Origin of the sequence: Shewanella marisflavi, assembly GCF_023283925.1 — a bacterium.
GTDB lineage: Bacteria > Pseudomonadota > Gammaproteobacteria > Enterobacterales > Shewanellaceae > Shewanella > Shewanella marisflavi.
Window position 1 is genome coordinate 43388 of sequence record NZ_JAKIKX010000005.1, and the last position, 24528, is coordinate 67915.

Sequence of the window (24528 nt, forward strand, 5' to 3'; positions counted from 1 at the left end):
TTATCTGATTCAGATTAGGAGCTTAGATGAATCGCACAGCATTAACCCGCTACCTTACGGAATTTCTGCAGGTGGGCAATTACAAGGACTATGCCCCCAACGGTTTACAGGTGGAAGGCAAGGAGCGAATAAAGACGATTGTGACTGGAGTGACCGCCTGTCAGGCGTTGATCGATAGAGCAGTTGAGCTAAATGCCGATGCCCTGCTGGTGCACCATGGTTTCTTTTGGAAAGGTGAGTCAGAGACCATTACCGGCATGAAGTATCGCCGTATTAAGACGCTGATTAATAATGATATTAATCTTTATGGCTATCATCTTCCGCTCGATGGTCACCCTATGCTGGGTAACAATGCTGAGCTGGCTCGAGAGCTAGGCATTATCGATGCGGAATCGGTAGAAGGGGTTGCTCAAGGCCTTGTGTGGCAAGGACGTTTGGATGAACCTATGGCGCCAAGTGCGTTTGCTGCTCATCTTGCCAGCGTGCTAGGACGTGAGGCGCTGCATCTTGGCGAGAGTGATAAAGCTATCCATCATCTGGCCTGGTGCAGTGGCGGCGCTCAAGATTATATCGACATCGCGGTAGAGCTAGGTGTCGATGCCTTTATTAGCGGCGAAGTATCTGAGCGCACATTCCATAGCGCCGTAGAGCAAAATATTCATTATTACGCTGCGGGTCACCACGCCACAGAAAGATTTGGTATCAAGGCATTGGGCGAGCATCTGGCGAATGAGTTTGGCTTGACCCATCACTTTGTGGATATCCACAACCCAGTGTAGTGGCGCTGTGAACTGAGCTTATTATTAGGTGATAACCTAAAAGAAAAGGCCGCTAATTAGCGGCCTTTTTGCTTTAAATCAAAGGGGATTTGGCTTACTTGACTCGCATGCCAGGTTGAGCGCCTTCATGGGGCTCCAGAATCCACAGATCTTTTTTACCCGGTCCTGCGGCAAGCACCATACCTTCAGACATGCCGAAACGCATCTTACGTGGTGCCAGGTTGGCCACCATCACAGTTAGCTTGCCTTCCAGGTCTTCTGGAGCATAGGCTGACTTGATACCGGCAAAGACCTGCTTGGTTTCGCCACCTAGGTCGAGTTGCAGCTTAAGTAGCTTGTTGGCTTCAGGTACATGCTCTGCCTTGGCGATGCGAGCGATACGCAGATCCAACTTGGCAAAATCATCGAAGCTGATCTCTTCGCTGATGGGGTCAAGATCCAGCTGGCTTTTAGGGGCTTCAGTTACCTGCAGGTTTTCGGTCGAGGCTTCAATGATGGCTTCGATGTTTTTCATTTCGACGCGCTGCATCAGGGCCTTGAATGGCGCAATTTCGTGACCGCTAAGATCTTTGGCTAAGTCATCCCAAGTCAGTTCAAGTTGCAGGAAGGTCTCAACATCCTGGGCCAGTTTAGGCAACACAGGCTTAAGATAAGTAACCAGGATGCGGAACAGGTTCAGCGCATTGCTACACACCTGATGGGCTTCCTCTTGCTTATCTTCCTGCTTCACCAGCTGCCAAGGTGCAGCATCGGCAACATAGGCGTTGGCGATATCGGCAAGCGCCATGATTTCACGCATTGCTTTACCAAATTCGCGGGTTTCGTAAAACTCGGCAATCGTATCGGCTTTGGCGAGGAAGGTCTCGCTCAGGCTGGTATCGGCTACCTTGGCGAGCTTGCCATCGAAACGCTTGCTGATAAAGCCTGCGGTGCGTGAGGCGAGGTTAACCAATTTACCCACGAGATCTGAGTTGACGCGTTGAGCGAAGTCTTCCAGGTTAAGGTCTAGGTCATCGATACGGCTGCTGAGTTTAGCCGCGTAGTAGTAACGCAGGTACTCAGGGTTTAAGTTATCCAGATAGGTTCTGGCCTTGATAAAGGTGCCCTTAGATTTTGACATCTTGGCGCCGTTTACCGTCACATAACCATGGGCGTATACGCTGTTTGGCTTGCGGTAACCCGCACCTTCAAGCATGGCTGGCCAGAAGAGGCTGTGGAAGTAAACGATATCCTTACCGATGAAGTGGTACACCTCGGCGGTAGAGTCTTTGGCCCAGAACTCGTCGAAGCTTAGGTCGCTACGCTTGTTACACAGGTTTTTGAATGAGCCCATATAACCGATAGGCGCATCGAGCCAGACGTAGAAGAATTTACCCGGCGCATCAGGGATCTCGAAACCAAAATAGGGGGCATCACGGGTGATATCCCATTGCTGTAGGCCTTGGTCGAACCATTCGCCCAGCTTGTTGGCCATCTCTTGTTGCAGTGAGCCTGAGCGGGTCCACTCTTTTAACATCTCTTCGAAGGCGGGAAGGTCGAAGAAGAAGTGCTCAGTTTCTTTCATCACAGGTGTTGCGCCTGATACCGCAGACTTAGGATCGATCAGATCCGTTGGGCTGTAGGTCGCGCCGCAGCTGTCACAGTTGTCGCCATATTGATCGACAGACTTACACTTAGGGCAGGTGCCTTTGACGAAGCGATCCGGCAGGAACATAGACTTTTCAGGGTCGAATAGCTGAGAGATGGTTTTCGACTTGATATAGCCGCCATCGCGCAGCTTTAAGTAGATCTCGCTTGCCAGTTCACGGTTCTCATCGCTGTGAGTACTGTGGAAGTTATCGAACTGGATATTAAAGTCGGCAAAATCTTGCTGATGTTCTTTCTGTACCTGAGCGATCATCTCTTCAGGCGCCATGCCCAGCTGTTGTGCTTTAAGCATGATGGGTGTGCCGTGGGCATCGTCTGCACAGATATAGTGACATTCGTGGCCGCGTAGCTTTTGAAAACGCGCCCAGATATCGGTTTGAATATATTCAAGCATGTGACCTAAATGTATGGGGCCATTGGCGTACGGAAGTGCGCTGGTCACGAGAATTTTACGTTGTGAAGTTGCCATCTTGTCTCTAAATCAGTAAGTGCCCAAAAAGAATGGCATAGATACTAACCGATCATCGCTAAAGTTTCATCAAAAGCTGCTTTAAGTGAATTAAATCTATCCGAATATGAGGAGTTTTTCTGATACACTTATTCAAATTTATTTTCGGAGGTAGTCGTTTTGTCTTCAGCGTCTCAGAATTATCATCTCAGTGATGATCTGCTTGGTCCGGTTTTGGCGATTTTAGATGCCCATCAAGATCCCTATTTAATGCAAGGTTTGGTGAGCGCAGGTTGTGTGACCAAGCTAGATATCGAAGGCAAGCGATTGCAACTTGGGCTTTGTTATCCTTATCCCTGTCAGAGCCAGTATCGCGACACCGTTATGGCAATCACCAATAAGTTAGCTGTGCTTGATGCCATCGATGAAGTGGAATGTGAAATCGATTTTCAACCTGCCGTTATCTCTTCTGGCGCCGTTGAACCCTTACCAAACGTCAAGCAGGTGATCGCCGTAGCTTCTGGTAAAGGCGGCGTGGGGAAATCAACCACTTCGGTGAACCTGGCGTTGGCGCTCGCAGCCGAAGGCGCCAAGGTGGGTATACTCGACGCCGATATTTATGGTCCCTCAATTCCTTTAATGCTTGGTGTGCCCAACTTTAACCCAGTTTCGCCTGACGGCAAGATGATGACGGCTGCCGAGGCCCATGGCATCGCTGCACAGTCGATTGGTTTTATTGTCAGTGGTGATGAAGCTGCCGTGTGGCGCGGCCCTATGGCGGCGGGCGCCTTAGCACAGCTCCTCAACGAGACCTTGTGGCCAGAACTGGATTACTTGGTGATCGACATGCCACCAGGGACAGGTGATATTCAGCTCACCTTGTCGCAAAAGGTGCCTGTTAGCGGTGCCGTTGTGGTGACTACGCCGCAGGATATCGCCCTGGCAGATGCCAAGAAGGGAATAAGCATGTTCCAGAAGGTGAATATACCTGTGCTGGGCATAGTGGAAAATATGAGCTTCCATATTTGTAGTGATTGTGGTCATAAGGAACACCTCTTCGGCGAAGATGGCGGTCTTAAGATGGCTGAGCGCTATAATGTACCGTTGCTTGGCCAATTGCCGCTGCAACTCAATATTCGTGAGGATGTGGATAAAGGTGTACCGACTGTGGTCGCCGACGGTGAGAGCCAAGTGGCCTTGCTGTATAAGGAGATTGCCAGAAAAGTCGGGGCACAACTTGCCCTGAGCCAGACACAGAGTGTCGTATCTATTTCAATTTCAGATGATGAGTAAGGTTTAAAAGCATGAATTCGCAATGTGTCATAATTGGTATCGCTGGGGCATCGGCGTCGGGTAAGAGTCTAATCGCGAAGACTATCTATGAGGAGTTATGTCGTGATTTGGGCACTGACCAGATAGGTGTGATTGCCGAAGATGCTTATTATAAAGATCAGAGTCATCTGTCGATGGATCAGCGAGTATTGACCAATTATGATCACCCCAAGGCACTGGATCATCAACTCTTGTGCGAGCACCTTAGCGCGCTGAAAAACGGTCAGGCGGTGGAAATTCCTCAGTATAGCTACACAGAACATACACGTTTGGCTGAGACTGTCACTATGACCCCGAAGAAGGTGATTATTCTTGAAGGGATCTTACTGCTAACCGATCCAAATCTGCGTGAGAAGATGGATGCCAGCGTGTTTATGGATACGCCGCTGGATATCTGTTTTATGCGCCGCTTGACGCGTGATGTGGCAGAGCGTGGCCGCACTATGGAGTCAGTCATGCAGCAGTATACTCAGACTGTGCGTCCTATGTTCCTGCAGTTTATTGATCCTTCTAAACAATACGCTGACATTATTGTGCCTCGCGGTGGTAAAAACCGCATTGCGACCGATATATTAAAAGCTAGAATTCAACATCTTTTAGCAAAATAGATTAGGTATTTTGGGAGTTCGGCTGGGATGCGTTTAACTGATTTAGACATTGAAACATGTTTAGACCACGGCAATATTGTGATCGCGCCGCGTCTGGGTGCTGATACCCTAAGTGGCGTTAGTGGCGATGTTAAATTAAGTGATCAGTTCTGCGTATTTCAAGGCCATAGGGCTCCTTATATCGTGCTTAGTGTTCCCAATACAACGCTCTGCAAGAAGCCCTTGCTAGTCGGATCAGCCAGGACAACTAATGTCTGACGCGATTTGGATTAACGGTCAGCGAAACACTAGCGTGTCGGCGCTCGACAGAGGCCTCGCCTATGGCGACGGCCTTTTTGCTACCATGCGTTGCCAAGGTGGTGAGATAGCCTTCCTAGAAAACCATCTACTGCGATTAGCACAAGGCGCGAAGCGCTTGGGGATCCCTTGGCAAGCGACTCAGGCATTGCGTAGTCAACTGGCAGAAGCTTGCGCGCAGGGCGATACCCAGTATTCAAACGATTTTTGTCTTAAGCTACTCATTAGCAGAGGCGTCGGTGGACGAGGTTACATGCCACCACAAAGCCCGCAGCTAACAGAGGTCATATCGCTTCATGAGATCCCTGCTCATTATCGCCAGTGGCAAGAAACAGGCATCAGACTGCAAACCAGTCAGGTGCGTCTGGCCAAGCAGGCGCTGCTGGCCGGCATTAAACACTTAAATCGACTCGAGCAAGTGTTGATCAGGGCTCAGGCGCTCGCCGAAGGCTTTGATGATTGGCTGGTCTGCGACACTGATACAGGTATTGTTGAAGCGTCTATGGCAAACCTCTTTTTTATTCAAGGACAAACACTGGTAACGCCGAGCCTGCATTTTTCTGGTGTGGCGGGAGTGATGCGTGAGCAGTTGATACTCTGGTTTGTCGCTGCCGGTTTTAATGTTGAGGCGCGTCAGGTGTTGCCCAGTGAACTCGCCAAATTTGACCATGTCCTGGCCAGTAATAGCTTGTTTGGGGCCGTTGGCATTACCCAAATAGATAACCATTCATTTAGCCTAAGCCCGCTGCTGGCAAACATTAGGCAAGAATTAAAACTAACGTTATGAGAAAACTGATTATTGGTGTGCTTGCAACACTCTTCACCCTGCTATGTGTGAGTGCGGTAGGTTTATATTGGGTTTATCAAAGTGTGGTGAGTTATAGCCAGACGCCCCTTAAGCTTCAACAGCCTATGGAATTTGAAGTTGCTCGCGGTACCTCTTTTTCGCAGATGGCTTTGGCATTGGAGCAAACCGGTGCCATAGATGAGCTTTGGAAGCTTAAGGTGTTGGTCAAGCTACATCCTGAGCTAGCCAAGATCCGCAGTGGTTTGTATCAAATCACCCCGAATGAGAGCATTATCGAGTTGCTTGAGAAGCTCAATCAGGGACGTGAGATGGTGTTTTCAGTTACCCTTATCGAAGGTCAAAGTATCAAAGAGTGGCGAGCACTTCTGAAGCAGTTGCCTCGCATTCAGTGGCAGGAGGAGCCTTTCCTGCGAGTGCTGCGAAATAATGGTGATGAGTCCAACTTGCCCGAAGGTAAGTTTTACCCAGATACCTATCATTATGGCGCCGGTGATTCTGTGTTGGTGATTTTGCAGCAGAGTTACCAAAAGATGCAGCAGGAACTCGATAAGGCCTGGCAACAGCGGGATAAAAGCATCCCGTTAAAAAGTCCTTATGAGCTGCTTATCATGGCCTCTATTATTGAGAAAGAGACAGGCAAGGCCAGTGAACGCCCGTGGATCTCGGCGGTATTTACCAATAGGTTGCGTAAGGGGATGCGTTTGCAGACCGATCCAACCGTGATCTATGGGATGGGTGATCGATATCAAGGTAACATCACACGCAAAGATCTGCGGGAGCAAACGCCATTCAATACTTATCGTATTAATGGTTTGACGCCAACTCCCATAGCTGCCCCAAGCACAGCATCCTTAATGGCGGCGGCGCAACCAGCTGATGTTGATTACCTCTATTTCGTGTCGAAGAATGACGGCAGCCATATCTTTTCTAAAACATTAAACGAGCACAACCGTGCTGTAGATAAATACCAGAGAAATCGATGAAGCAAAGCAGCGCGAAATTTATTGTTATTGAGGGCTTGGAGGGGGCAGGTAAATCCAGTGCCATCGCCTTGGTCAGAGACTTTATTGAAAAGCATAACGGTGAGGCGCCCGTTTGCACTCGTGAACCGGGTGGAACACCGTTGGCCGAGCGCATTCGTGACTTGGTTAAAATTGCCGATCCGAATGACCCCTTGTGTGACGAGTCAGAGTGTTTACTCATCTATGCCGCTAGGGCTCAACTGGTTGCCAATGTGATCAAGCCAGCATTAGCAAAGGGCCGTTGGGTACTAGGTGATCGTCACAATCTTTCCTCTTTGGCTTACCAAGGTGGTGGTCGTCAATTGATGCCTTTGGTCGAGGCCGTGAGCCAGGCGACCCTAAAGGGTTTTAAACCCGATCTCACCTTATACTTGGATATCGACCCAAAGCTTGGGCTGCAAAGAGCAAGGGATCGTGGCGCGTTAGATAGAATTGAGCAGCAGGCCCTGAGCTTTTTCGAGCGTGCCAGGGCGACCTATCTGAAAATCGCTAACGAGGACGAGTCTATCGTGGTGATCGATGCAAGTCAGACGATGGCTGAAGTGCATAAAGAGATCTTAGCTGTGCTACAGCGCCAAGATTGGTAATGATGAGACAGGAAGGGACTATGCTACTGCCTTGGTTAACAGAGCCTACCGCATCTTTTTGTCATCAGCTGATGACGGGACAGCAAGGGCATGCCTACCTGTTGGGGATTCACCAAGGCTACGGTGGCATGGAGCTGGCGCAGACATTAGCCCAAGCCGCTCTTTGCACGGCGACAACGACCACAGGAGGTTGCGGCGTCTGCAAGAGCTGTCAGTTATTTGCTGCGGGTAATCATCCGGATTTTTATCATCTCGAGGCCGATGGGAATCAGATCAAGGTCGATCAAGTACGTGAACTGTGTCAGAAACTGACGGCAACCGCTCAGCAGGGCGGGATGCGGGTGGCAGTACTGAAAAACTGTGAGCGCCTCAACACGGCGGCAGCCAATGCCTTGTTGAAAACCTTGGAAGAGCCAGGAAAGCAAACATTGCTACTGCTCCAGAGTGATACCCCCAGCCGTTTGATGGCTACCATAAGTAGCCGTTGTCAGCGCTTACATTGCCAGTTGCCTAGCAGGCAAGCGGTACAGACTTGGCTTAACGAGCAGTTTAGCCTGGAGCGCGATGTCACCTGGTGCTTGCCTGTGGTCGGCGGACCTGTCGATCTGTTAAGTGCTTTAAAAGATGAGCGTTATGAGACCTTGGTTAGCCTTAGAAAAGCCTGGATACAAAGTTTGTCGTCTGGACACCTGTGTGCTAACTTAACTAATATAAATGAAAAGCAAGTTTCTGATGCACTTAAAGTTTTGTATGTTGTTCTACGACAAAAACTGGTCAAGCAGAAAAATGCTGATGCGCTAATTAACATTAAGATAACAAAATTTGCAGCCGAGGTGATGGAGACGTATCATAGCTTGAGTATGATGCCCAATGTGAATTTTATGGCCGTTTTTCAGGCGTTTATCTTAGAGTATCAGTCGCTAACAACAAGTTAAAATAATATGGTCGATCTCGTGGTTAATTTTGATACATTACATCAGCTATATAGAGCTTACATGCCCTTTATCCAGCCGGCGGGCTTATTTGTGGCTACAACTGAGAGCCATTATTTAGGGCAGGAGTTAACCATTGCCTATCAACTGCCTGGTTCTACCGTTCGTCATGAGTTTCAAGGCTTGGTTGTTTGGATCAATCCGTTGGGCGCCTCGGGCGGTCGACCAGCAGGCATAGGGGTAAAGATCGTTACCGATGCCTCTACCCATAAACATCATATCGAAAACCTACTTTCTCGCGAACTCGCTTCAGGCGATTTGACCTGCACTATGTAGATAGCTATCCTTTGCCTCCTTTTAGTAGTGACTTAGGATTTTTGCGTGCTTATCGATTCCCATTGCCATCTTGATCGTCTAAAGGCGGCGCCAGATCAGGACTCATTGAAAAATATACTTGCCCAGGCTAAGGCCAGAGGTGTGGAGTACTTTTTGTGCGTCAATGTTCGTCAGCAAGGTTTCGCGGCCATGCAGGCGAAAATGGCAGAGTTTGAACAGGTGTTCTTGTCGGCAGGTGTACATCCGCTTGATGTGCAGGAGGGGCTTGATACGGCGCAGTTACATGCTTACCTCAAAGATCCTAAAGTGGTCGCCATCGGTGAAACAGGATTAGATTATTACTACTCTGGTGAAACCAAGGCGTTGCAACAAACTTGCTTTGAGCAGCAGATCGCCTTGGCGGTAGAGGTTGATAAGCCGCTTATCGTTCATACCCGTGATGCGCGCGAAGATACCATTGCCATGTTAAAAGCGGGCCAGGCCGACAAAGTCGGTGGAGTACTGCACTGCTTTACTGAAAATTGGGAGATGGCGAAGGCCGCTATCGATCTCGGCTTTTATATCTCAGTATCTGGCATTGTCACCTTTAAAAATGCAGGGGAGTTGCGCTCCGTTATCCGTAAGGTACCTAAAGACAGACTCCTAGTGGAGACTGATGCGCCTTACCTTGCACCTGTTCCCCATCGCGGTGAAGAGAATCAGCCTGCATTTGTACGTGATGTGGCCGAGTTCGTGGCCGAACTGCGTGGCGAGAAGTATGAAGAACTTGCTCAATATACCGGTGACAACTTCTTTAGGCTGTTTAAAGACGCAGCTAAGCAGGTCTAGGCTGGTGAAAGGTTAGGGCTTTAAATATCGATCCCTGTATTGTCTCTATATAATAGCTTCTAGATATTTGAGACAAAAAAAGACCCAAAACTATTCCAATTGTTCTGGGTCTAGGGGAATGGCTCTTTGCAGAGCCGTGCGCTACTGTTTGAGATTGCCTCGAATTTGTCTCAGGCTTTTAGTGTAGTCAAACTCAGCCTCACTGCCGAGCTACCCTTGGTAAATATTCAGTCAAATTGTAACAAAATGTTTTCAACTGGTAATTGAGGCCTCCGCAGAAGGATCGACTTAAGTCGATCTACTTGGATATCGGTTCAACTTCACTCATTTCAGAATGGCAGATTTTATCTCGCACCAGATCCCGTGGCAGGCTATTTTTGAGTTTATGTCCCAAATGTTTTACCAGGCCTAAATGGGCCCCATGGTAGCTAACCAACTGCTCACCTTGAGGTTTCTCTTTATTGGCTAAAGTAATGTCACGTCCCATTAGGTATTGAATCGCCTGAACTTCGTCCAGCGGGATCCCTTGCGTATTATTGGACAGCGCCATCAAGGCTTCATGGCGGGGCTTAAAGCCTTTCTTTAATGCATCGGCCAGTTTGAGGCCAATGCGCTGAAAACGTATCTTGCCGATGAGCGGTTGAATATTGTAGGGGAACAACCAAAATTCATCGTCTCTTTGCATTATCTCGCCCCGCGTAGTGAGATCGATCCCAAAGCTAGTGTCAAAGTAGTCGCACAGCGCCTGACTGGTTTTCTTGCCCGCAGACGCGAAGGGAAAATTCTTCTGTCTGCGAGGCTCCTCATCAGCGCGAGGAACAGTGGACAATTTTGAAATCTTGGCGATAAAGAAGCCTTCGCTGTCAAAGATCTGTGGCCAGACATGTAAAAAGCCCTCGTCGGTACTGGCCTTTTCGGCGCCGGGAAATAGTGCTGCAAGGGATTCAAACTGCACAGCCTCACCATATTTGGCTTTGAGGTGTAGGCACACATCTTGGTTTTCACGTCGGTTTAGGGTACAGGTTGAATAGACCAAAGAGCCGCCAGGTTTTAACGCCAAAAACGCCGACTCGATAAGGTCGCGCTGGACCGCAGCGATGGTTTCAATCTCATCTTCGTCCCAGTGTTTGAGTGCGTCGGGATCTTTACGTACTGTGCCTTCGCCGCCGCAGGGGGCATCGAGCAATATGTCATCGAATGTCTCATAAAGGTACTGACCAAATACTCTGGCATCGAAGTGTGTTAGCGCTATATTGCTGGCGCCCATACGCAACATATTGGCATGCAGTACCTTCACGCGGCTGGAGGAGTATTCATTGGCGACCAGTAAGCCTTGATTGTTCATCATGGCGGCCAGCTGAGTGGTTTTTGAGCCAGGGGCAGACGCCATATCGAGTACAGTCAGGGAAGCTGCATCCTCTATAGGCTCGGGAAAGAGAGCCGTAGGCGGCAGCATAGAGCTGGCCTCCTGAATATAAAATAGCCCTTGAATGTGCTCTATGGTGTTGCCTAACTGCACCGACTCGTCGACCTTTACCCAAAATCCGTCAACACACCAAGGTACCGGCTCGAATAGCCAGCCTTTGGCACTCATCAGCGTGATGAAGTCTGAAGTTGCTATTTTGAGAGTGTTAACCCTGATAGAAGGGCGAAGGGGCTTGGCACAGTAGCTGATAAACTCATCCATCGAGAGATGATCCGGCATATCTTTAGCTATGCTATTGATAAATTTTTGATTTAGTTGAACCATAGGAAGCAGAAAAGAGATATTGTTATTCGGCAGTATACCACATCCATTATTGCGCCTTGAGTAAAGCTTTGGGTGAAAGGAGTCCCGGGTGTTAAATCGTGTTTGGTTTGCCTTTTTTGTCGTTGCCTTAGTGGCGATCGCCATTAGCCTGTTTCAAGGCCAATGGCAGATATTGTCTGCTGTGGTCGATGCCCTATTTGCCAGTGCCAAGTTGGCCGCCGAAATTGCCTTGGGGTTGATTGGCGTCTTGTCTTTGTGGATGGGGTTAATGCGTGTCGGTGAAAAAGCAGGTGTAGTCGGTGTTTTTGCACGGCTATTTGAGCCCTTGCTAAGTCGCCTGATGCCAGAGGTGCCAAGAGGGCATCCCGCTTTTGGCAGTGTGACAATGAATCTGACTGCCAATGTACTCGGACTGGACAACGCTGCAACCCCTTTAGGGCTTAAGGCGATGCATGACTTGCAAACGCTCAATCCGGTGAAGAGTGTGGCCACCAACGCACAGATCCTTTTTCTGGTGCTCAATACTTCCTCGGTGACCTTAGTTCCCGTGACGGTATTCCTCTACCGCGCCCAGCAAGGTGCCGAGGCGCCGGCGGATATCTTTCTACCTATCTTGTTGGCGACGACGGCTTCGACCCTGGTTGGTGTATTGGTCGTGGCGCTGTATCAAAGGATATCGTTATTTAATAGCGTCATACTCGGGTATGGCGCCCTGCTGCTGGCTGCAATGTCGGCGTTGGTTTTCTACCTCGGTACCTTGACTGTGAATGCTATCGGCGAATTTTCAACAACGATGGGCAATGGCATCTTAGTGCTACTGATTTTTAGTTTTATCTTGGTCGCAGGGCTACGCAAGGTGGAGGTCTATGATGAATTTGTGAGTGGCGCCAAAGAGGGATTTACCCAGGCAGTAAAGCTTATTCCCTATCTGTTAGCCATGTTGCTGGCGATTGCATTACTGCGCGCCTCAGGGGCTCTCGATTATCTGCTTGGGGTGATTGCAGCACTGGTTAACTTATTAGGCGGCGATACCCGCTTTATCGATGCCTTGCCGACAGCGCTGATGAAGCCCTTTAGCGGCTCTGGCGCGCGGGCTATGATGCTGGAAACCATGCAGTATCATGGGGTAGATTCGTTTGCCGGACGTTTGGCGGCGGTCCTACAGGGGAGTACTGAGACCACTTTTTATGTGCTAGCCGTCTATTTTGGCGCCGTGGGGATACGTAATGGTCGCCACGCGTTAGTGTGTGGGCTTAGCGCAGACTTTGCAGGGATCTGCGCCGCCATCTGGGTCTGTTATCAGTTTTATGGTTAAGTAATATGCTGGTGATTAGAAGCGGTAGCTGACCGACAACATAGGGCCAATAAAGCTGTAATAAAGGTTGTAGTCGGCGACATTCAGCTCATCTGAGCCATTACGCTTAAAATCGACATCGACCTTGTAGTAGTTAAAGGAGGCTGACATATGCCAGTTCTTAGTGATTTCGGCTTCGACACCTGCACGAATATCCACCAAGCTTCCCTTGATATCATCGAGTTTGATGTAGAAATATTGCGCGTGGGCATTAAATTTAAAGCCTGGGCTAAACTCATAGTCGCCATACAAGCCTACATCAGGCAGCGGGGCCGTTACCTCTTCATCGACAAATCTTGGGGTGGCCGTTTGTGCGCATTGCTGTAGGGTCTCCCCCTTGGCGCAGACACCGATGTCGCCATCAAACGCTGTCTTGATAAACATGGTGTGCAAGCCAAGTGTCAGTCCCAGGTTAAAGTTATTGCCTTGGTAAAAGTTATAAGCATAACCTAGACGCGCAATATCTATATTGAGGGTGGTTTCTAACCTGGCACCAGACTGAATATCGTAAACCTGATCGTCTAAGGTGACCTGAAAGGGCACAGTGAGTTTCTGTACCTCTGCTTTACGGTGCAGCTGTTTCCAATCGACATAGATACTGTGGCGAGAATTAAAGTGATAGCTTGCCTCAAAAAACGGCAGAAATTGCGACTCTTCTAAGTCTAAGTCTTCTTCGAAATCGAGTTTGAAATTATTACCCAGAAGCGGGTTGGTAACATCCATGCTGGAGTTAGAGTTGGAGTAGAAGCCGCCGACTTTTAGCATGACTTCGCTGGGTTCTACTGGTTTCGATACCGAATATGAGCTGTCAGTCCCTGCAGCGAATACCGAAGAGCTTATTAGACCTAAGCTTAATATGGCGACCGATTTAACCACTAACTACAACCTCTATCAACTAATAATTATAATAAGTTATTGATTTTTTTAGTAAGACTTTTTTACACGTAAATCATTCTAGCAGGATATTTTTAATTGTGAATGATTTGTATCAAAAAATGTCAAGGTAGCAGCGTTTTTGTTGAATATGAGAGTTAGGTTAAGTTTATTCTCTTCGCCTCAAAATAGGTGTCAGAGACGAAGAGAACGGGACAGAATTTAAAATATTAATGGCCAAATAATGAGTAGCCAGGTGAGCCCGCAAAGAGCCAATGCGATAAACACGGCTGCGGAGGCGATATCTTTTGCTTGACCGCTGAGGGGGTGGATCTCAGGGCCGATACGATCTACAACCGCCTCTATGGCTGAATTAAGCAGCTCGACGATTAAGACAATCATCAGTGTCATGATGAGAAGAATACGCTCAACTACAGTCACGTCGAGTAAGAAGGCAACCGGCAACATGAAGGCGACCAAGATTAATTCCTGTCGAAAAGCAGCCTCTGATTGCCATGCGAGTTTAAGGCCCTGGATAGAGAAACCTGTTGCCCTAAAGATGCGTTTGATGCCGTGGTTATTTTCCGGTTTCATAGGTGTCCATTCGTTACTATTGTTTTATTGGGTCCGTTTGTGGCGCAAATTGTGCTGTGTGAGGGGCCCTGTCTCAAAGTGGGCGCTAGTATAACACTCTCATAACCAGCAAAACATCAGCCTGAAAGGCTTTACGCTAAACTTAATCTTTGTCTTATTATCCATTTGCTCACGGAGGAGCTTATGCATTTCACTACTTATTATCTCAGTCGCTATCTTTGTCCTTGGTGGTTAGCCTTAACGATGCTGATGACGAGCATTTCAGCTTGGTCATTAGCAGATAATCTAGATGATAGCGCTGGCTCGACCGTAACAGCCTCTCAATCTGGCTTGCAATTGGCCGGCAGCAAGGAAGCTAACCATCCGTTGTATGAGTATCTGGTTAGTGAAAAGTTCGATGGTGTGAGAGGTCGCTGGGATGGCGCTAGAATGTGGACACGCTCAGGGCACCCTATTAAGTTACCTATTTGGTTTACTCAAGGCTTTCCTAACGAGCCACTCGATGGTGAACTTTGGATTAAGCGCCAAGGCTTTGAAGAGATCTCGGCCTTGGTACGAGATTCGGATGCCAATCCAGAGCGGTGGCGCGACGTCAAGTTTATGGTATTTGACTACCCGGCTATCCTGTTACCCTTTAGCGAGCGCTACGCCGAGGCTCTAACGCGTTATTCTGAGCTGTCAGAGTTCCTTGAGGTTATCAAACAGAGTCGCATCGAGAGTCAAGAAGCGTTGAATCGAGCCCTAGCAGAGCTTGTCGCCCAAGGTGGTGAAGGTTTGATGCTGCATCATGAAAGTGCCCGTTACCGTGCTGGACGAAATGGCGATCTGGTTAAAGTTAAGTCTTATCAAGATGCGGAGGCAAAGGTGCTCGCTCATCTGCCAGGCAAAGGTAAGTACCAAGGCATGATGGGGGCGCTGTTGGTTGAAACCAGTAAAGGGATTCGTTTTAAAATCGGTAGCGGCTTTAGTGATGCCCAGCGCCGCCAGCCGCCAGCCATTGGCAGTACCGTTACCTACAAGTATTATGGCTATACCAGTAAGGGCGTGCCGAGATTTGCCAGTTTTTTGCGCATTAGAGAGCCGCTATAGAGTAAAAGGAAAATTATGTCTTCAGTTAGCTCAGTACTCTTTGTCTGTTTGGGTAATATTTGTCGGTCGCCAACGGCCGAGGCGGTTTTCAGGGGATTACTTGCTAAACGTGGTCTCACTTTGGTTTGTGATTCGGCGGGCACCTCGGCCTATCATGAGGGGGAAGGGCCTGATAGGCGAGCACGTCTGGCGGGTGAGCGTCGAGGGTTAGATTTTAGCGGTATTAAGGCGAGGGGCGTGGTGGATGAAGATTTTGAACGTTTTGATCTGATATTAGCGGCAGATAAGGCTAATCTGCGTGAGTTAAGAGGGCGCTGTCCGGCTCAGTATCAGTCTAAGCTGGCATTAATGCTCTCTTTCTTAGGCGAGGGGGAGCGTGAAGTACCAGATCCTTATTATGGTGGTGATGAGGGGTTTGAGCAGGTGCTTGATCTCCTCGAGGCCAGCTGTGAGCAGCTATTGCTACGTATTGCACCTTAATTTGAATGGCGATGAGCCCTTTCATGGCTCATCGCAATCTCATGGTATCGTCGCTCTCATTTGTCATTGTCGAGCGAAAACAGACACAGATTAATCGTTGTGGCGCACTCCTGAGCGCTTTAATCGTTCAGCCTCTAGCTTGGCTTGCTTCTCGGCTTCTTTTTCGGCCAGGATACGTGCCACTTCTGCCTTCTCGGCTTCGGCCATCTCAGGGGTTTCCAGTGACAACTGGCCTATTTTACCCGAGCGGAATTCGTGCAGGAGCAGTTCAGAGGCCTTGTGCAGGTCGATTCTGCCGCCGGGTCTGAGAGCGCCGCGCTTACGGCCAATGGCTTCCAGCAAGCCTATGTCGTCCTTGGGTAGCTCTTTCAGCTTATAACGCTCCAGCATCGCCTCTGGATAGGCTTGTAAGAAGTACTCGGCGGCAAACATGGCTACATCTTCATATTCCATTGCCGTATCTTTAATGGCACCTGTCACCGCCAGACGATAACCACTGGCTTCGTTATCTACTTTGGGCCAGAGTATGCCGGGCGTATCAGAGAGCACGATGCCATTTTTCAGGTTTATGCGCTGCTGCGTTTTAGTGACAGCGGGCTCATTACCTGTCTTGGCAATCACTCTTCCCGCCAAGGTATTGATAATCGTTGACTTACCTACGTTGGGAATGCCCATTATCATGGTGCGAATATCTTTCTCGACGGTGTCACGATTGGGAACCAACTTACGGCATAATTCAGGTACTTTGCGTACTTGAGCTGCTTGTAAGGTGGTGATGGCCATAGCCTTAACCCCTTGTTCCTGTTCAAGGTAGTCAATCCATCGCTGGGTGATGGCCGGATCGGCAAGATCTGATTTATTGAGTAGCTTGATACAGGGTCTATCACCACGCAAACTGGTGACCATAGGGTTTTCGCTGCTGTAGGGAATACGGGCATCGAGCACCTCGATCACCAAGTCGACCTGAGGCATGACCTCTGCAATCTCTTTGCGTGCCTTGTGCATATGACCCGGAAACCACTGAATTGCCATCTTTGTACTCTATTTCTTGAAAATTTGGGGAGGGATTTTACCTTGATATGGCTTAAAAATCATAAATAAAAAGCGCCAACAGGCGCTTTTTATCATAGTGTATGTCGTCAAATAACGCCTAATTCGCGTAAACGCTCCATCAGGTAGCTATCGGCGGTGTAGCGCTCGGAAAGCACGACTTCTGGCTTAGGGTGGAGAAAGAGGGGCAGCGAGATCCGCGAACGTGTCTTATCGGCACCTTGAGGGTTGACCACTCTGTGGGTCGTCGACGGGAAGTAGCCGCGGGATGCTTCTTGTAACATATCGCCAATATTGATGATCAGGTTGCCGAAATCACTCGGTACATCCAACCACTCACCGGATTTGGTTTGCACTTGAAGACCAGGCTCGTTAGCTGCAGGTAGCACGGTGAGCAGATTGATATCTTCATGGGCAGCAGCGCGAATCGCGCCTAGCTCTTCATCTCCCGACATGGGGGGATAGTGCAAAATACGCAGCAAGGTCTTATGACTGTTCTCTATCATCTTTGGCAGCGCCATAGAGTAGTGGGCCGCAACTTCGGCAGGGGTGTGCTCTTCAACCCAACCTAATAACTCTTCCGCTAGGGCATTGGCTTCTTGGTAATAGCGCAGGATGTTCCCCTTGAGTGATTCTGGAATACGTCCCCAGGGATAGACGTGGTAGTACTCTTTAATATCTTTAACTGTATGGCCTTTGGCGGTTTCTGATACCTCGGCTGGAAAGAAGCCGTCATGGGTTTCGGCTTTAAACAGATAGTCTTGTTTCTCATTGCTGTTGAAGAAGGCTTGCCACTCTTCATAGATCTTATCGACTAAATTTTTGTCGATTGGGTGGTTGGTGAGTACGCCAAATCCAGTTTCGCGTAAGGACTCGACGAATCGCTTGGCACTGTCTTGGGCGCGGTAGTCTATTGTTTCTAATTTCATATTTTGTTTTCTTGTTATTGAACCCCGCAGAAAGTGTACCGCCGCGATCCTTTCAGGGCAATCGGGCGTGACTAAAATCACATTTATATCGTTTGATTAAGGAAATGAATGAGTTTTTGGAGTGCCATTTCAATACTACAATCAGCCATTAGCTACTAAACAGCTGAAAAAAGATTATAATACTGAAATAACCTAGTAAAATAGTGGGTCTTTATCTGCTGTTGTCTCTTTTATTATGTGATATGAAAGCGGTCTAGCCGCGTCAGTGGTAGTAATAGAAGTATGGAAGAGTAAGAGTATTTAACTATGCGCAAACTAACTGAATTTGAAAGGCATGTTATTGAAGATAAGGGCACTGAGCGGCCCTTTAGTGGTGAATACAATCAGCACGATGCGCCTGGTGTATACCATTGTAAGCGCTGCGATGCACCGCTTTACCTGTCTGAGCACAAGTTTAATGCGCATTGTGGCTGGCCAGCCTTTGATGATGAGATCCCAGGCGCAGTGAAACGGGTTCCGGATGCCGATGGACATCGCACTGAAATAGTGTGCCACCAGTGCGGTGGGCACCTTGGACATCTGTTTGAAGGGGAGTATTTGACAGAAAAAAATCTTCGACACTGTGTAAATTCAGTCTCCATGGTGTTTAAGGGGGAGTCAAGGTCTCAGGCGGCCGACAGCCATATACAGTGGGCGACATTGGCGGGAGGCTGTTTCTGGTGTTTGGAGGCTATTTTTGCTCAGCTAAGAGGGGTTATCTCGGTAAAGTCGGGTTACGCAGGTGGTGACGCTACAACGGCTAACTACCGTGAAGTTTGCGGCGGTGATACAGGGCATGCGGAGGTGGTGCAGATAGAGTTTGATAGCCACATCATCAGCTTTGAAGAGTTGCTAGAGGTATTCTGGCAAAGTCATGATCCCACCACGCTTAATCGACAGGGTAATGACGTGGGAACCCAATATCGTTCGGCGATATTTGCCCATAATGATGTGCAGATAAAGATAGCGACTCAGATGATCAAGCAGCTCGCCGATGCCAATGTCTTCGATAAGCCAATCGTGACTGAGCTGGTAGCGTTAGATACTTTCTATCCTGCCGAGAGTTATCATGACGCCTACTTTGAGCATAATAGTGAACAGCCCTACTGTCAGATGGTGGTTAAGCCTAAGGTCGAGAAGGTGAAGGCCTTGTTTAAACAGCGGCTAAAATCCGGCACGGTATAAGAAAGCAAAAAGGCGCAATCTGCGCCTTTTTGCTTAAGTGGATTTGCTTAAGAGTCTAACTTGTCGTCGGCCACCTTATAATGTGGATCTTCGATTAAGTTAACCTCTACCAGATCGCCAGCCTTGTGGAGTAACTGCTTACAGTCATAGCTGAGGTGACGAAGGTGTAGACGCTTGCCAGAGCTGACATAACGCTCTGCCAGGGTGTCTATGGCTTCTAACGCCGAGTGATCACATACCCGAGAATTTTGGAAATCGACAATCACATCTTCAGGATCTGTCTTGGCGTGAAACAGCTCTAAAAACTCGGCAACAGAGCCAAAGAAGAGCGGGCCATTAAGCTTATAGACTTTCCAGCCGTTAGCGTCTTCGCTGACATCGACATTGATATGTTTAGCGTGCTCCCAAGCAAATACTAGGGCCGAGACGATCACCCCGACAAATACAGCAAAGGCAAGGTCAGTAAATACGGTTACAACCGTTACCAGAACAATCACGAAGGCGTCATGTTTAGGTACTTTACGCATTACCTTAAAGCTGGCCCATTCAAAGGTGCCTAATACCACCATGAACATCACACCAACCAGCGCCGCTAGCGGGATCATCTCAATCAGTGCCGAGCCAAACAGGATAAAGGCGAGTAGCGCGATGGCTGCTGTGATGCCTGACAGGCGACCTCGGCCACCAGAGTTGATGTTGATCATTGACTGACCAATCATGGCACAGCCCCCCATGGCTCCAAAGAAACCACTGGTGATATTACCTATTCCCTGGCCGACACACTCCTTATTGCCTTTACCTCGGGTACTGGTCATTTCGTCGATCACGGTAAGGGTTAACAGCGACTCGATTAGGCCCACAGCAGCCAGAACAAAGGAGTAGGGTAGAATGATGTAGAGGGTTTCCAAACTGAATGGAATAGCCGGAATCGAGAAGCTTGGTAGACTCCCTGCGATGGTGGCATCCTCTTCTCCCGTCATGGATTTTAAGAAATCCAATACATTTCGGGTATCGAGTTCGAAGTAGACTACGATGGCCGTTACGGTAAGAATTGCCGCCAGGGATGAGGGAAATGCCGTGGTTAGCTTAGGTAGAAAGTGGATAATGGCCATGGTTAATGCCACTAGCCCTAACATCAGCAATAACTGGTCCTGTGGTAGCCAAGTTAATACGCCGTTGGCATCGGGAACTTTAAACTGCCCCAGCTGGGCGAGAAAGATCACGATCGCCAAGCCGTTAACGAAGCCTATCATGACAGGATAGGGCACAATACGGATAAACTTTCCTAGTTTTAGCAGGCCACAGGCGACCTGTATGAGGCCTGCCAACACCACAGCGGCAAAGAGATACTGCACGCCATGTTCGGCAACCAGAGCCACCATAACCACAGCCATAGCACCCGTCGCGCCGGAGATCATGCCGGGCCGGCCGCCAATTAGCGCCGTCACCAGTCCCATGATGAAGGCTGCATATAGGCCTACCATAGGTTCAACACCCGCAACGAATGCAAATGCTACAGCTTCGGGAACCAGTGCCAAGGCAACCGTGAGTCCGGATAACAAGTCAGCCCTGTGACTGGCAGTTTTGTGACGAATAAGATCGAACATTTAGCCTCTGTTATTAGTTTGTTAGTTGAATGATTATCGGCCGCGCATACTAGCAAAATAGTTGCGCCAATAAAATAAAAAGCCATGCGATAGTGCATGGCTTTTTTAGTTGAGGCTAATTATACCCTAGGGACGAGCCATTTCCGAATTTGCGCTGTTGGCGCGCTTGGTTGTCTCAGCCGCTGCCTCCTTCGCCGTTTGCTCATATTGGCGACCCGATGGGATCTCTACATGGGCTTTGGCTTCGACTTCAGGTTTGGTCATAGTCGAACTCACCATAGCACCAAAACGGCTAGTGGTTCTTGCTGCAACCTTATCTTCCGCTTTTGGCGATGGCGTACTCGCTTCAACCGCGGAGGCTGGTTTTACAGCAACCTTAACTTGAGGCGCTTGTACCTGAGCTGGCTTAGCCATTGGTGCTGAGGCCACTTGTGTTGCTGCAACCTTCACACTCTCAACTTTAGTCACGACTGGTTCAGCCTCTGACTGTGCAGGCTCATTAACTGCACTTTGTGCTGCAGTCTCAACCACAACCTCTGTTTCAACAACTTTGGCTGCGACGTCAACTGATGGAGTTTCAACTTGCGCAGGCTTTTGCTCTTGTTTCGAGGTTTCTGCCGGTGCAACTTCAACTGCTGGCGCTTCAGTAGCCACTGGCTCACTTATTGGCGCTTGTTCAGCTTGGCTTTCGTTGACTTCTTCAACTGTGCTGGTCAGGTCTAGTTCTACCTGAACTTCCTCTTTCAGGCTAGCCTGAGCCTCCTCAGCTAGTGGCAGATTTTGTTGCGTGTTATCTGCCTCAGTTTCTTCTGCAACGGCTTTTGCTTTAGGTGCGCGGCGTTTAGGTTTGGCCTTTACTTCCTCTTTAGCAGCTTCGCCTTTTTCGTTGACGACATCAGCGTCTTGCGCTTCTGGTTGATTGGCAACACTCTCTTGAGTGAGCTTCTCTTGTACTGTGTCATCGACATGGTTACCAGTTTCTGTTGCTTCCTGCTCAACTGAGAGGATTGGCGCGGTTTCCACATCATTTGGAATAAACGCAGGTTCGGCATTTTGATTGGCTTCACCGTTGCTTTCTTCATCACGACGACGGCGTTGGCCCGCGGCGCGGAGATGACGAGGGCTGCGGCGACTACGACGCTGTCCTTCACGAGGCTCGCGCTTAGATTCAGTATCACCTTCTTGGCCTGAAGCCTCGGTGGTTTCCTCTTCAGATGCGGTGGCCTCTGCGGGTTCAGCTTTTACAACATCAGCTTTTGCAGTATCGGCTTGGGCTTCAACGTCAGCGACCTGTTTTTCAACTTGAGGTGCCGCGGTTTCTGTCTGCTCTTCGCCTTCGACTGGGTTAGTCAGCGCTTCATCTTCAGTCTTAACTTTTTCCTGCTTTGGCTTGCTCTTACGTGGCTGACGCTTTTGACGTTGTGGTTTATCATCCGTCTTGGCTGCATCGGCTTCAACCTGAACTGGCTTCTCGTTTGCCTGCTCGGCAACCTCGAGAGCTAATGCGGCCTCATCGGCTTTTTGCTGCTCAGTTTGTACACGGACCTTACGGCGCATGTTACGGCGTTGACGACGTTCGCGAGCGGCTTCCTGCTTAGGTTGCTGCTCTTGACTTTCAGTCTCCTTGGCTTGGCTTTGCGGCTTCTCATCACGCTTTTGGCGTTTATCATTGCGGCCCTTAGCGGCGCGACTATCGTCATCAGGCTTGGCGCTGCGGCTACGCTTGTTGTTGTTGTTGTTGTCGCTTTCTTTGGTCTCTCTGCTCTCATCGCGGCTCTTACGTGGGTCGTTGCGACGGTTGTTACGACGACTGTTACGGTTTTGCGCGTTGCGACGAGGCTGTTCTTTCTTGCTCTCTTCCTTCGGCTGTTCTTGCTCGCTGCTAAATAGTTTACCAATAGCGGTAAATAGCTTGGCGATGAGGCCAGGTTCTGCAGGAGTTTTAGCCACTTCCTTCACAGGAGCAGGCTTTTCGCTGACAGGGGCAGCCTTAGCGGGTGCTGAGAAACCTTTTAGTGCTGGCTCAGGAGAGGCGGCGCGTTCAAGCTTACGGGGTTCGTAAAGCTTAGATTCTGGCTTCTCCAGTAACTTGTAGCTAGATTCGCTAATTTGATCATCTTTACGATGACGTGTCACACGATAGTCAGGCGTAGTCATGTTTGGATCTGGGATCACATAGACTTCGACATTGTGGCGCTGCTCTGTGATGCGAATAGCCTTGCGCTTTTCGTTAAGCAGGAAGGCGGCTACATCGACAGGTACTACAGCTTCGATTTGAGAGGTGTTCTCTTTAATCGCTTCTTCTTCCATCAGACGCAGAATAGAAAGCGCTAGAGATTCTGTACCACGAATCGTACCTTGGCCGTGACAGCGAGGGCAGAGGTGCGCGGCAGACTCTTCAAGCGATGGGCGCAGACGTTGACGAGACATCTCCATCAGACCAAAGCGAGAGATACGGCCTAATTGAACGCGAGCTCTGTCGTGATGTACGGCATCGCGCATTCTGTTTTCCACTTCGCGCTGGTGTCTGACGGGTGTCATATCGATAAAGTCGATAACCACCAGACCGCCTAAGTCACGCAGACGCAACTGACGGGCAATTTCGTCAGCCGCTTCAAGGTTGGTGTTGAGTGCCGTCTCTTCGATGTCACCGCCTTTAGTTGCGCGGGCAGAGTTGATATCGATAGAGGTTAGAGCCTCAGTAGGATCGATCACAATAGAGCCACCCGATGGCAGGCGTACTTCACGTTGGAAGGCTGACTCGATCTGGGTTTCAATCTGGAAATGGGTAAAGAGAGGCACTTCTGCTTCATAGCGCTTGATACGATCAACGAAGTCAGGACGAACGAGAGCCACGTGTTGTTTGGCTTGTTCGTAGATACGTTGGTGATCGATTAACACTTCGCCTACATCGCGACGTAAGTAGTCACGGATAGCGCGTACGATAACATTACTTTCCTGATGGATCAGGAAGGGTGCTGGACGGTTTTGCGCTGCCTCTTCGATGGCGGCCCAGTGGTGCTGAAGCACCTTAAGATCCCATTTTAGCTCAGCTGCGTCTTTGCCTACACCGGCAGTGCGAACGATAAGTCCCATGCCTTGTGGCACTTCAAGCTCAGACATAGCCGCTTTGAGTTCGGTGCGCTCATCACCTTCGATACGGCGTGATATACCGCCAGCACGAGGGTTGTTAGGCATCAATACTAGGTATGAACCTGCCAGGCTGATGAAGGTGGTAAGGGCCGCGCCCTTGTTGCCACGCTCTTCTTTATCAATCTGAACAATGACTTCCTGACCTTCTTTAATGACTTCTTTAATGTTAGGACGTCCTTGGAAGGAGTAGCCTTTGGGGAAGTATTCGCGTGCAATCTCTTTGAGGGGAAGGAAACCGTGGCGCTCTGCACCATAGTCAACGAAAGCTGCTTCGAGTGAAGGTTCTACGCGGGTAATTTTACCTTTGTAAATATTGGCTTTTTTCTGCTCGTGACCTGGACTTTCGATGTCTAGATCGTACAGTTGTTGCCCATCAACTAGGGCAACGCGCAACTCTTCAGATTGAGTCGCATTAATTAACATCCGTTTCATGATGACGTATTTCTTCTTAAAATAAGGTCATCAAACCAAGCTTTTTCGATGCATTACGGGCCCAGAATTGACGAGCAAAGCCTCACGGCTTGGGTCTGGGCAAAGGTGCGCAATCTTTGTAAGACGCAATCGCTGCGTGTCGCATCCTATTTATGGCTTATTTTTTAAAATCGCTAAAAACAAGGAATTCGTTGTAAAACGTCAACCAACCCCATAAATTCTAATGTGCTTTCCGGTAATGCCAAAATCGATATGTGCTCGTCTGACGACAAGTTAAAATTAAACTTCGAATTTGGGGCGCTATTCTTAGAGAAACCACTTTGAAATGTGGTATTCATACTGTGTTTAGTTGTTTAAACTCGTTTTCTC

At 49.0% G+C, this 24528-nt stretch carries 21 protein-coding genes; 13 read left to right on the top strand and 8 right to left on the bottom strand.

Translation table 11 applies throughout. From position 1 onward, the window contains the following. The first annotated feature begins 26 nt into the window (after positions 1 to 26). Positions 27 to 779: a Nif3-like dinuclear metal center hexameric protein gene (locus L2712_RS11600; protein WP_033539542.1), complete on the top strand. Its 753-nt coding sequence runs from the start codon at positions 27 to 29 to the stop codon at positions 777 to 779. 94 nt (positions 780 to 873) lie between these two features. Here L2712_RS11600 and metG read toward each other — a convergent pair whose 3' ends face one another. Then, positions 874 to 2895: a methionine--tRNA ligase gene (gene metG, locus L2712_RS11605; RefSeq protein WP_248977864.1), complete on the bottom strand. Its 2022-nt coding sequence runs from the start codon at positions 2893 to 2895 to the stop codon at positions 874 to 876. Positions 2896 to 3054: 159 nt separating this feature from the next. On the opposite strand from metG, the gene apbC reads away from it, so the two are divergent. From apbC to L2712_RS11650, 8 genes are all read left to right on the top strand, one after another. After that, entirely contained in the window at positions 3055 to 4167 is a 1113-nt protein-coding gene (gene apbC, locus L2712_RS11610) for an iron-sulfur cluster carrier protein ApbC (protein WP_033539544.1), read from the top strand. Between the two features lie 11 nt (positions 4168 to 4178). After that, positions 4179 to 4814: a uridine kinase gene (udk, locus tag L2712_RS11615; RefSeq protein WP_033539545.1), complete on the top strand. Its 636-nt coding sequence runs from the start codon at positions 4179 to 4181 to the stop codon at positions 4812 to 4814. Between the two features lie 250 nt (positions 4815 to 5064). After that, positions 5065 to 5898 (top strand): aminodeoxychorismate lyase, encoded by an 834-nt coding sequence (gene pabC / locus L2712_RS11625; protein WP_033539546.1) that lies wholly within the window; start codon positions 5065 to 5067, stop codon positions 5896 to 5898. Next, a complete protein-coding gene (gene mltG / locus L2712_RS11630) occupies positions 5895 to 6902 on the top strand; it encodes an endolytic transglycosylase MltG (protein WP_248977865.1) in 1008 nt (335 codons plus the stop codon). The genes pabC and mltG overlap by 4 nt, the downstream gene beginning before the upstream one ends. Continuing rightward, on the top strand, positions 6899 to 7528 hold the full coding sequence (tmk, locus tag L2712_RS11635) for a dTMP kinase (protein ID WP_248977866.1): 630 nt from the start codon (positions 6899 to 6901) through the stop codon (positions 7526 to 7528). The genes mltG and tmk overlap by 4 nt, the downstream gene beginning before the upstream one ends. Then, a complete protein-coding gene (gene holB, locus L2712_RS11640) occupies positions 7528 to 8463 on the top strand; it encodes a DNA polymerase III subunit delta' (protein WP_283104826.1) in 936 nt (311 codons plus the stop codon). Before tmk ends, holB begins: the two co-directional genes overlap by 1 nt. A gap of 6 nt (positions 8464 to 8469) precedes the next feature. Then, positions 8470 to 8796 (top strand): PilZ domain-containing protein, encoded by a 327-nt coding sequence (locus L2712_RS11645; protein ID WP_033539550.1) that lies wholly within the window; start codon positions 8470 to 8472, stop codon positions 8794 to 8796. A gap of 45 nt (positions 8797 to 8841) precedes the next feature. Continuing rightward, positions 8842 to 9624, top strand: a complete 783-nt coding sequence (locus L2712_RS11650) for a TatD family hydrolase (RefSeq protein ID WP_248977867.1) — start codon at positions 8842 to 8844, stop codon at positions 9622 to 9624. Between the two features lie 298 nt (positions 9625 to 9922). Here L2712_RS11650 and rsmF read toward each other — a convergent pair whose 3' ends face one another. Then, entirely contained in the window at positions 9923 to 11374 is a 1452-nt protein-coding gene (gene rsmF, locus L2712_RS11655) for a 16S rRNA (cytosine(1407)-C(5))-methyltransferase RsmF (RefSeq protein WP_248977868.1), read from the bottom strand. Positions 11375 to 11462: 88 nt separating this feature from the next. Here rsmF and L2712_RS11660 point away from each other — a divergent pair, with 88 nt between their 5' ends. Then, positions 11463 to 12689, top strand: coding sequence for a nucleoside recognition domain-containing protein (locus tag L2712_RS11660; RefSeq protein WP_248977869.1), 1227 nt, complete (start codon positions 11463 to 11465; stop codon positions 12687 to 12689). Positions 12690 to 12704: 15 nt separating this feature from the next. On the opposite strand, the gene L2712_RS11665 is transcribed toward L2712_RS11660, so the two are convergent. Next, a complete protein-coding gene (locus L2712_RS11665; protein WP_248977870.1) occupies positions 12705 to 13604 on the bottom strand; it encodes a hypothetical protein in 900 nt (299 codons plus the stop codon). Positions 13605 to 13823: 219 nt separating this feature from the next. After that, positions 13824 to 14195, bottom strand: a complete 372-nt coding sequence (locus tag L2712_RS11670) for a diacylglycerol kinase (protein ID WP_088904870.1) — start codon at positions 14193 to 14195, stop codon at positions 13824 to 13826. Positions 14196 to 14378: 183 nt separating this feature from the next. On the opposite strand from L2712_RS11670, the gene L2712_RS11675 reads away from it, so the two are divergent. Next, positions 14379 to 15284, top strand: coding sequence for a DNA ligase (locus tag L2712_RS11675; protein ID WP_248977871.1), 906 nt, complete (start codon positions 14379 to 14381; stop codon positions 15282 to 15284). Positions 15285 to 15299: 15 nt separating this feature from the next. Further along, positions 15300 to 15764, top strand: a complete 465-nt coding sequence (locus L2712_RS11680) for a low molecular weight protein-tyrosine-phosphatase (protein ID WP_248977872.1) — start codon at positions 15300 to 15302, stop codon at positions 15762 to 15764. A gap of 90 nt (positions 15765 to 15854) precedes the next feature. On the opposite strand, the gene ylqF is transcribed toward L2712_RS11680, so the two are convergent. Continuing rightward, on the bottom strand, positions 15855 to 16796 hold the full coding sequence (gene ylqF / locus L2712_RS11685; RefSeq protein WP_033539557.1) for a ribosome biogenesis GTPase YlqF: 942 nt from the start codon (positions 16794 to 16796) through the stop codon (positions 15855 to 15857). A 107-nt stretch (positions 16797 to 16903) separates the two neighbouring features. Beyond that, entirely contained in the window at positions 16904 to 17743 is an 840-nt protein-coding gene (locus L2712_RS11690) for an isopenicillin N synthase family dioxygenase (RefSeq protein ID WP_033539558.1), read from the bottom strand. A 306-nt stretch (positions 17744 to 18049) separates the two neighbouring features. Here L2712_RS11690 and L2712_RS11695 point away from each other — a divergent pair, with 306 nt between their 5' ends. Then, positions 18050 to 18967, top strand: coding sequence for a bifunctional methionine sulfoxide reductase B/A protein (locus L2712_RS11695; RefSeq protein WP_248977873.1), 918 nt, complete (start codon positions 18050 to 18052; stop codon positions 18965 to 18967). A gap of 47 nt (positions 18968 to 19014) precedes the next feature. Here the strand turns inward: L2712_RS11695 and L2712_RS11700 are convergent, their stop codons facing one another. Next, on the bottom strand, positions 19015 to 20574 hold the full coding sequence (locus tag L2712_RS11700; RefSeq protein WP_033539560.1) for a SulP family inorganic anion transporter: 1560 nt from the start codon (positions 20572 to 20574) through the stop codon (positions 19015 to 19017). 126 nt (positions 20575 to 20700) lie between these two features. Then, the gene (gene rne / locus L2712_RS11705; protein ID WP_248977874.1) at positions 20701 to 24159 is read right to left on the bottom strand and encodes a ribonuclease E; all 3459 of its coding nucleotides are present in this window, start codon (positions 24157 to 24159) and stop codon (positions 20701 to 20703) included. Positions 24160 to 24528: the final 369 nt, after the last annotated feature.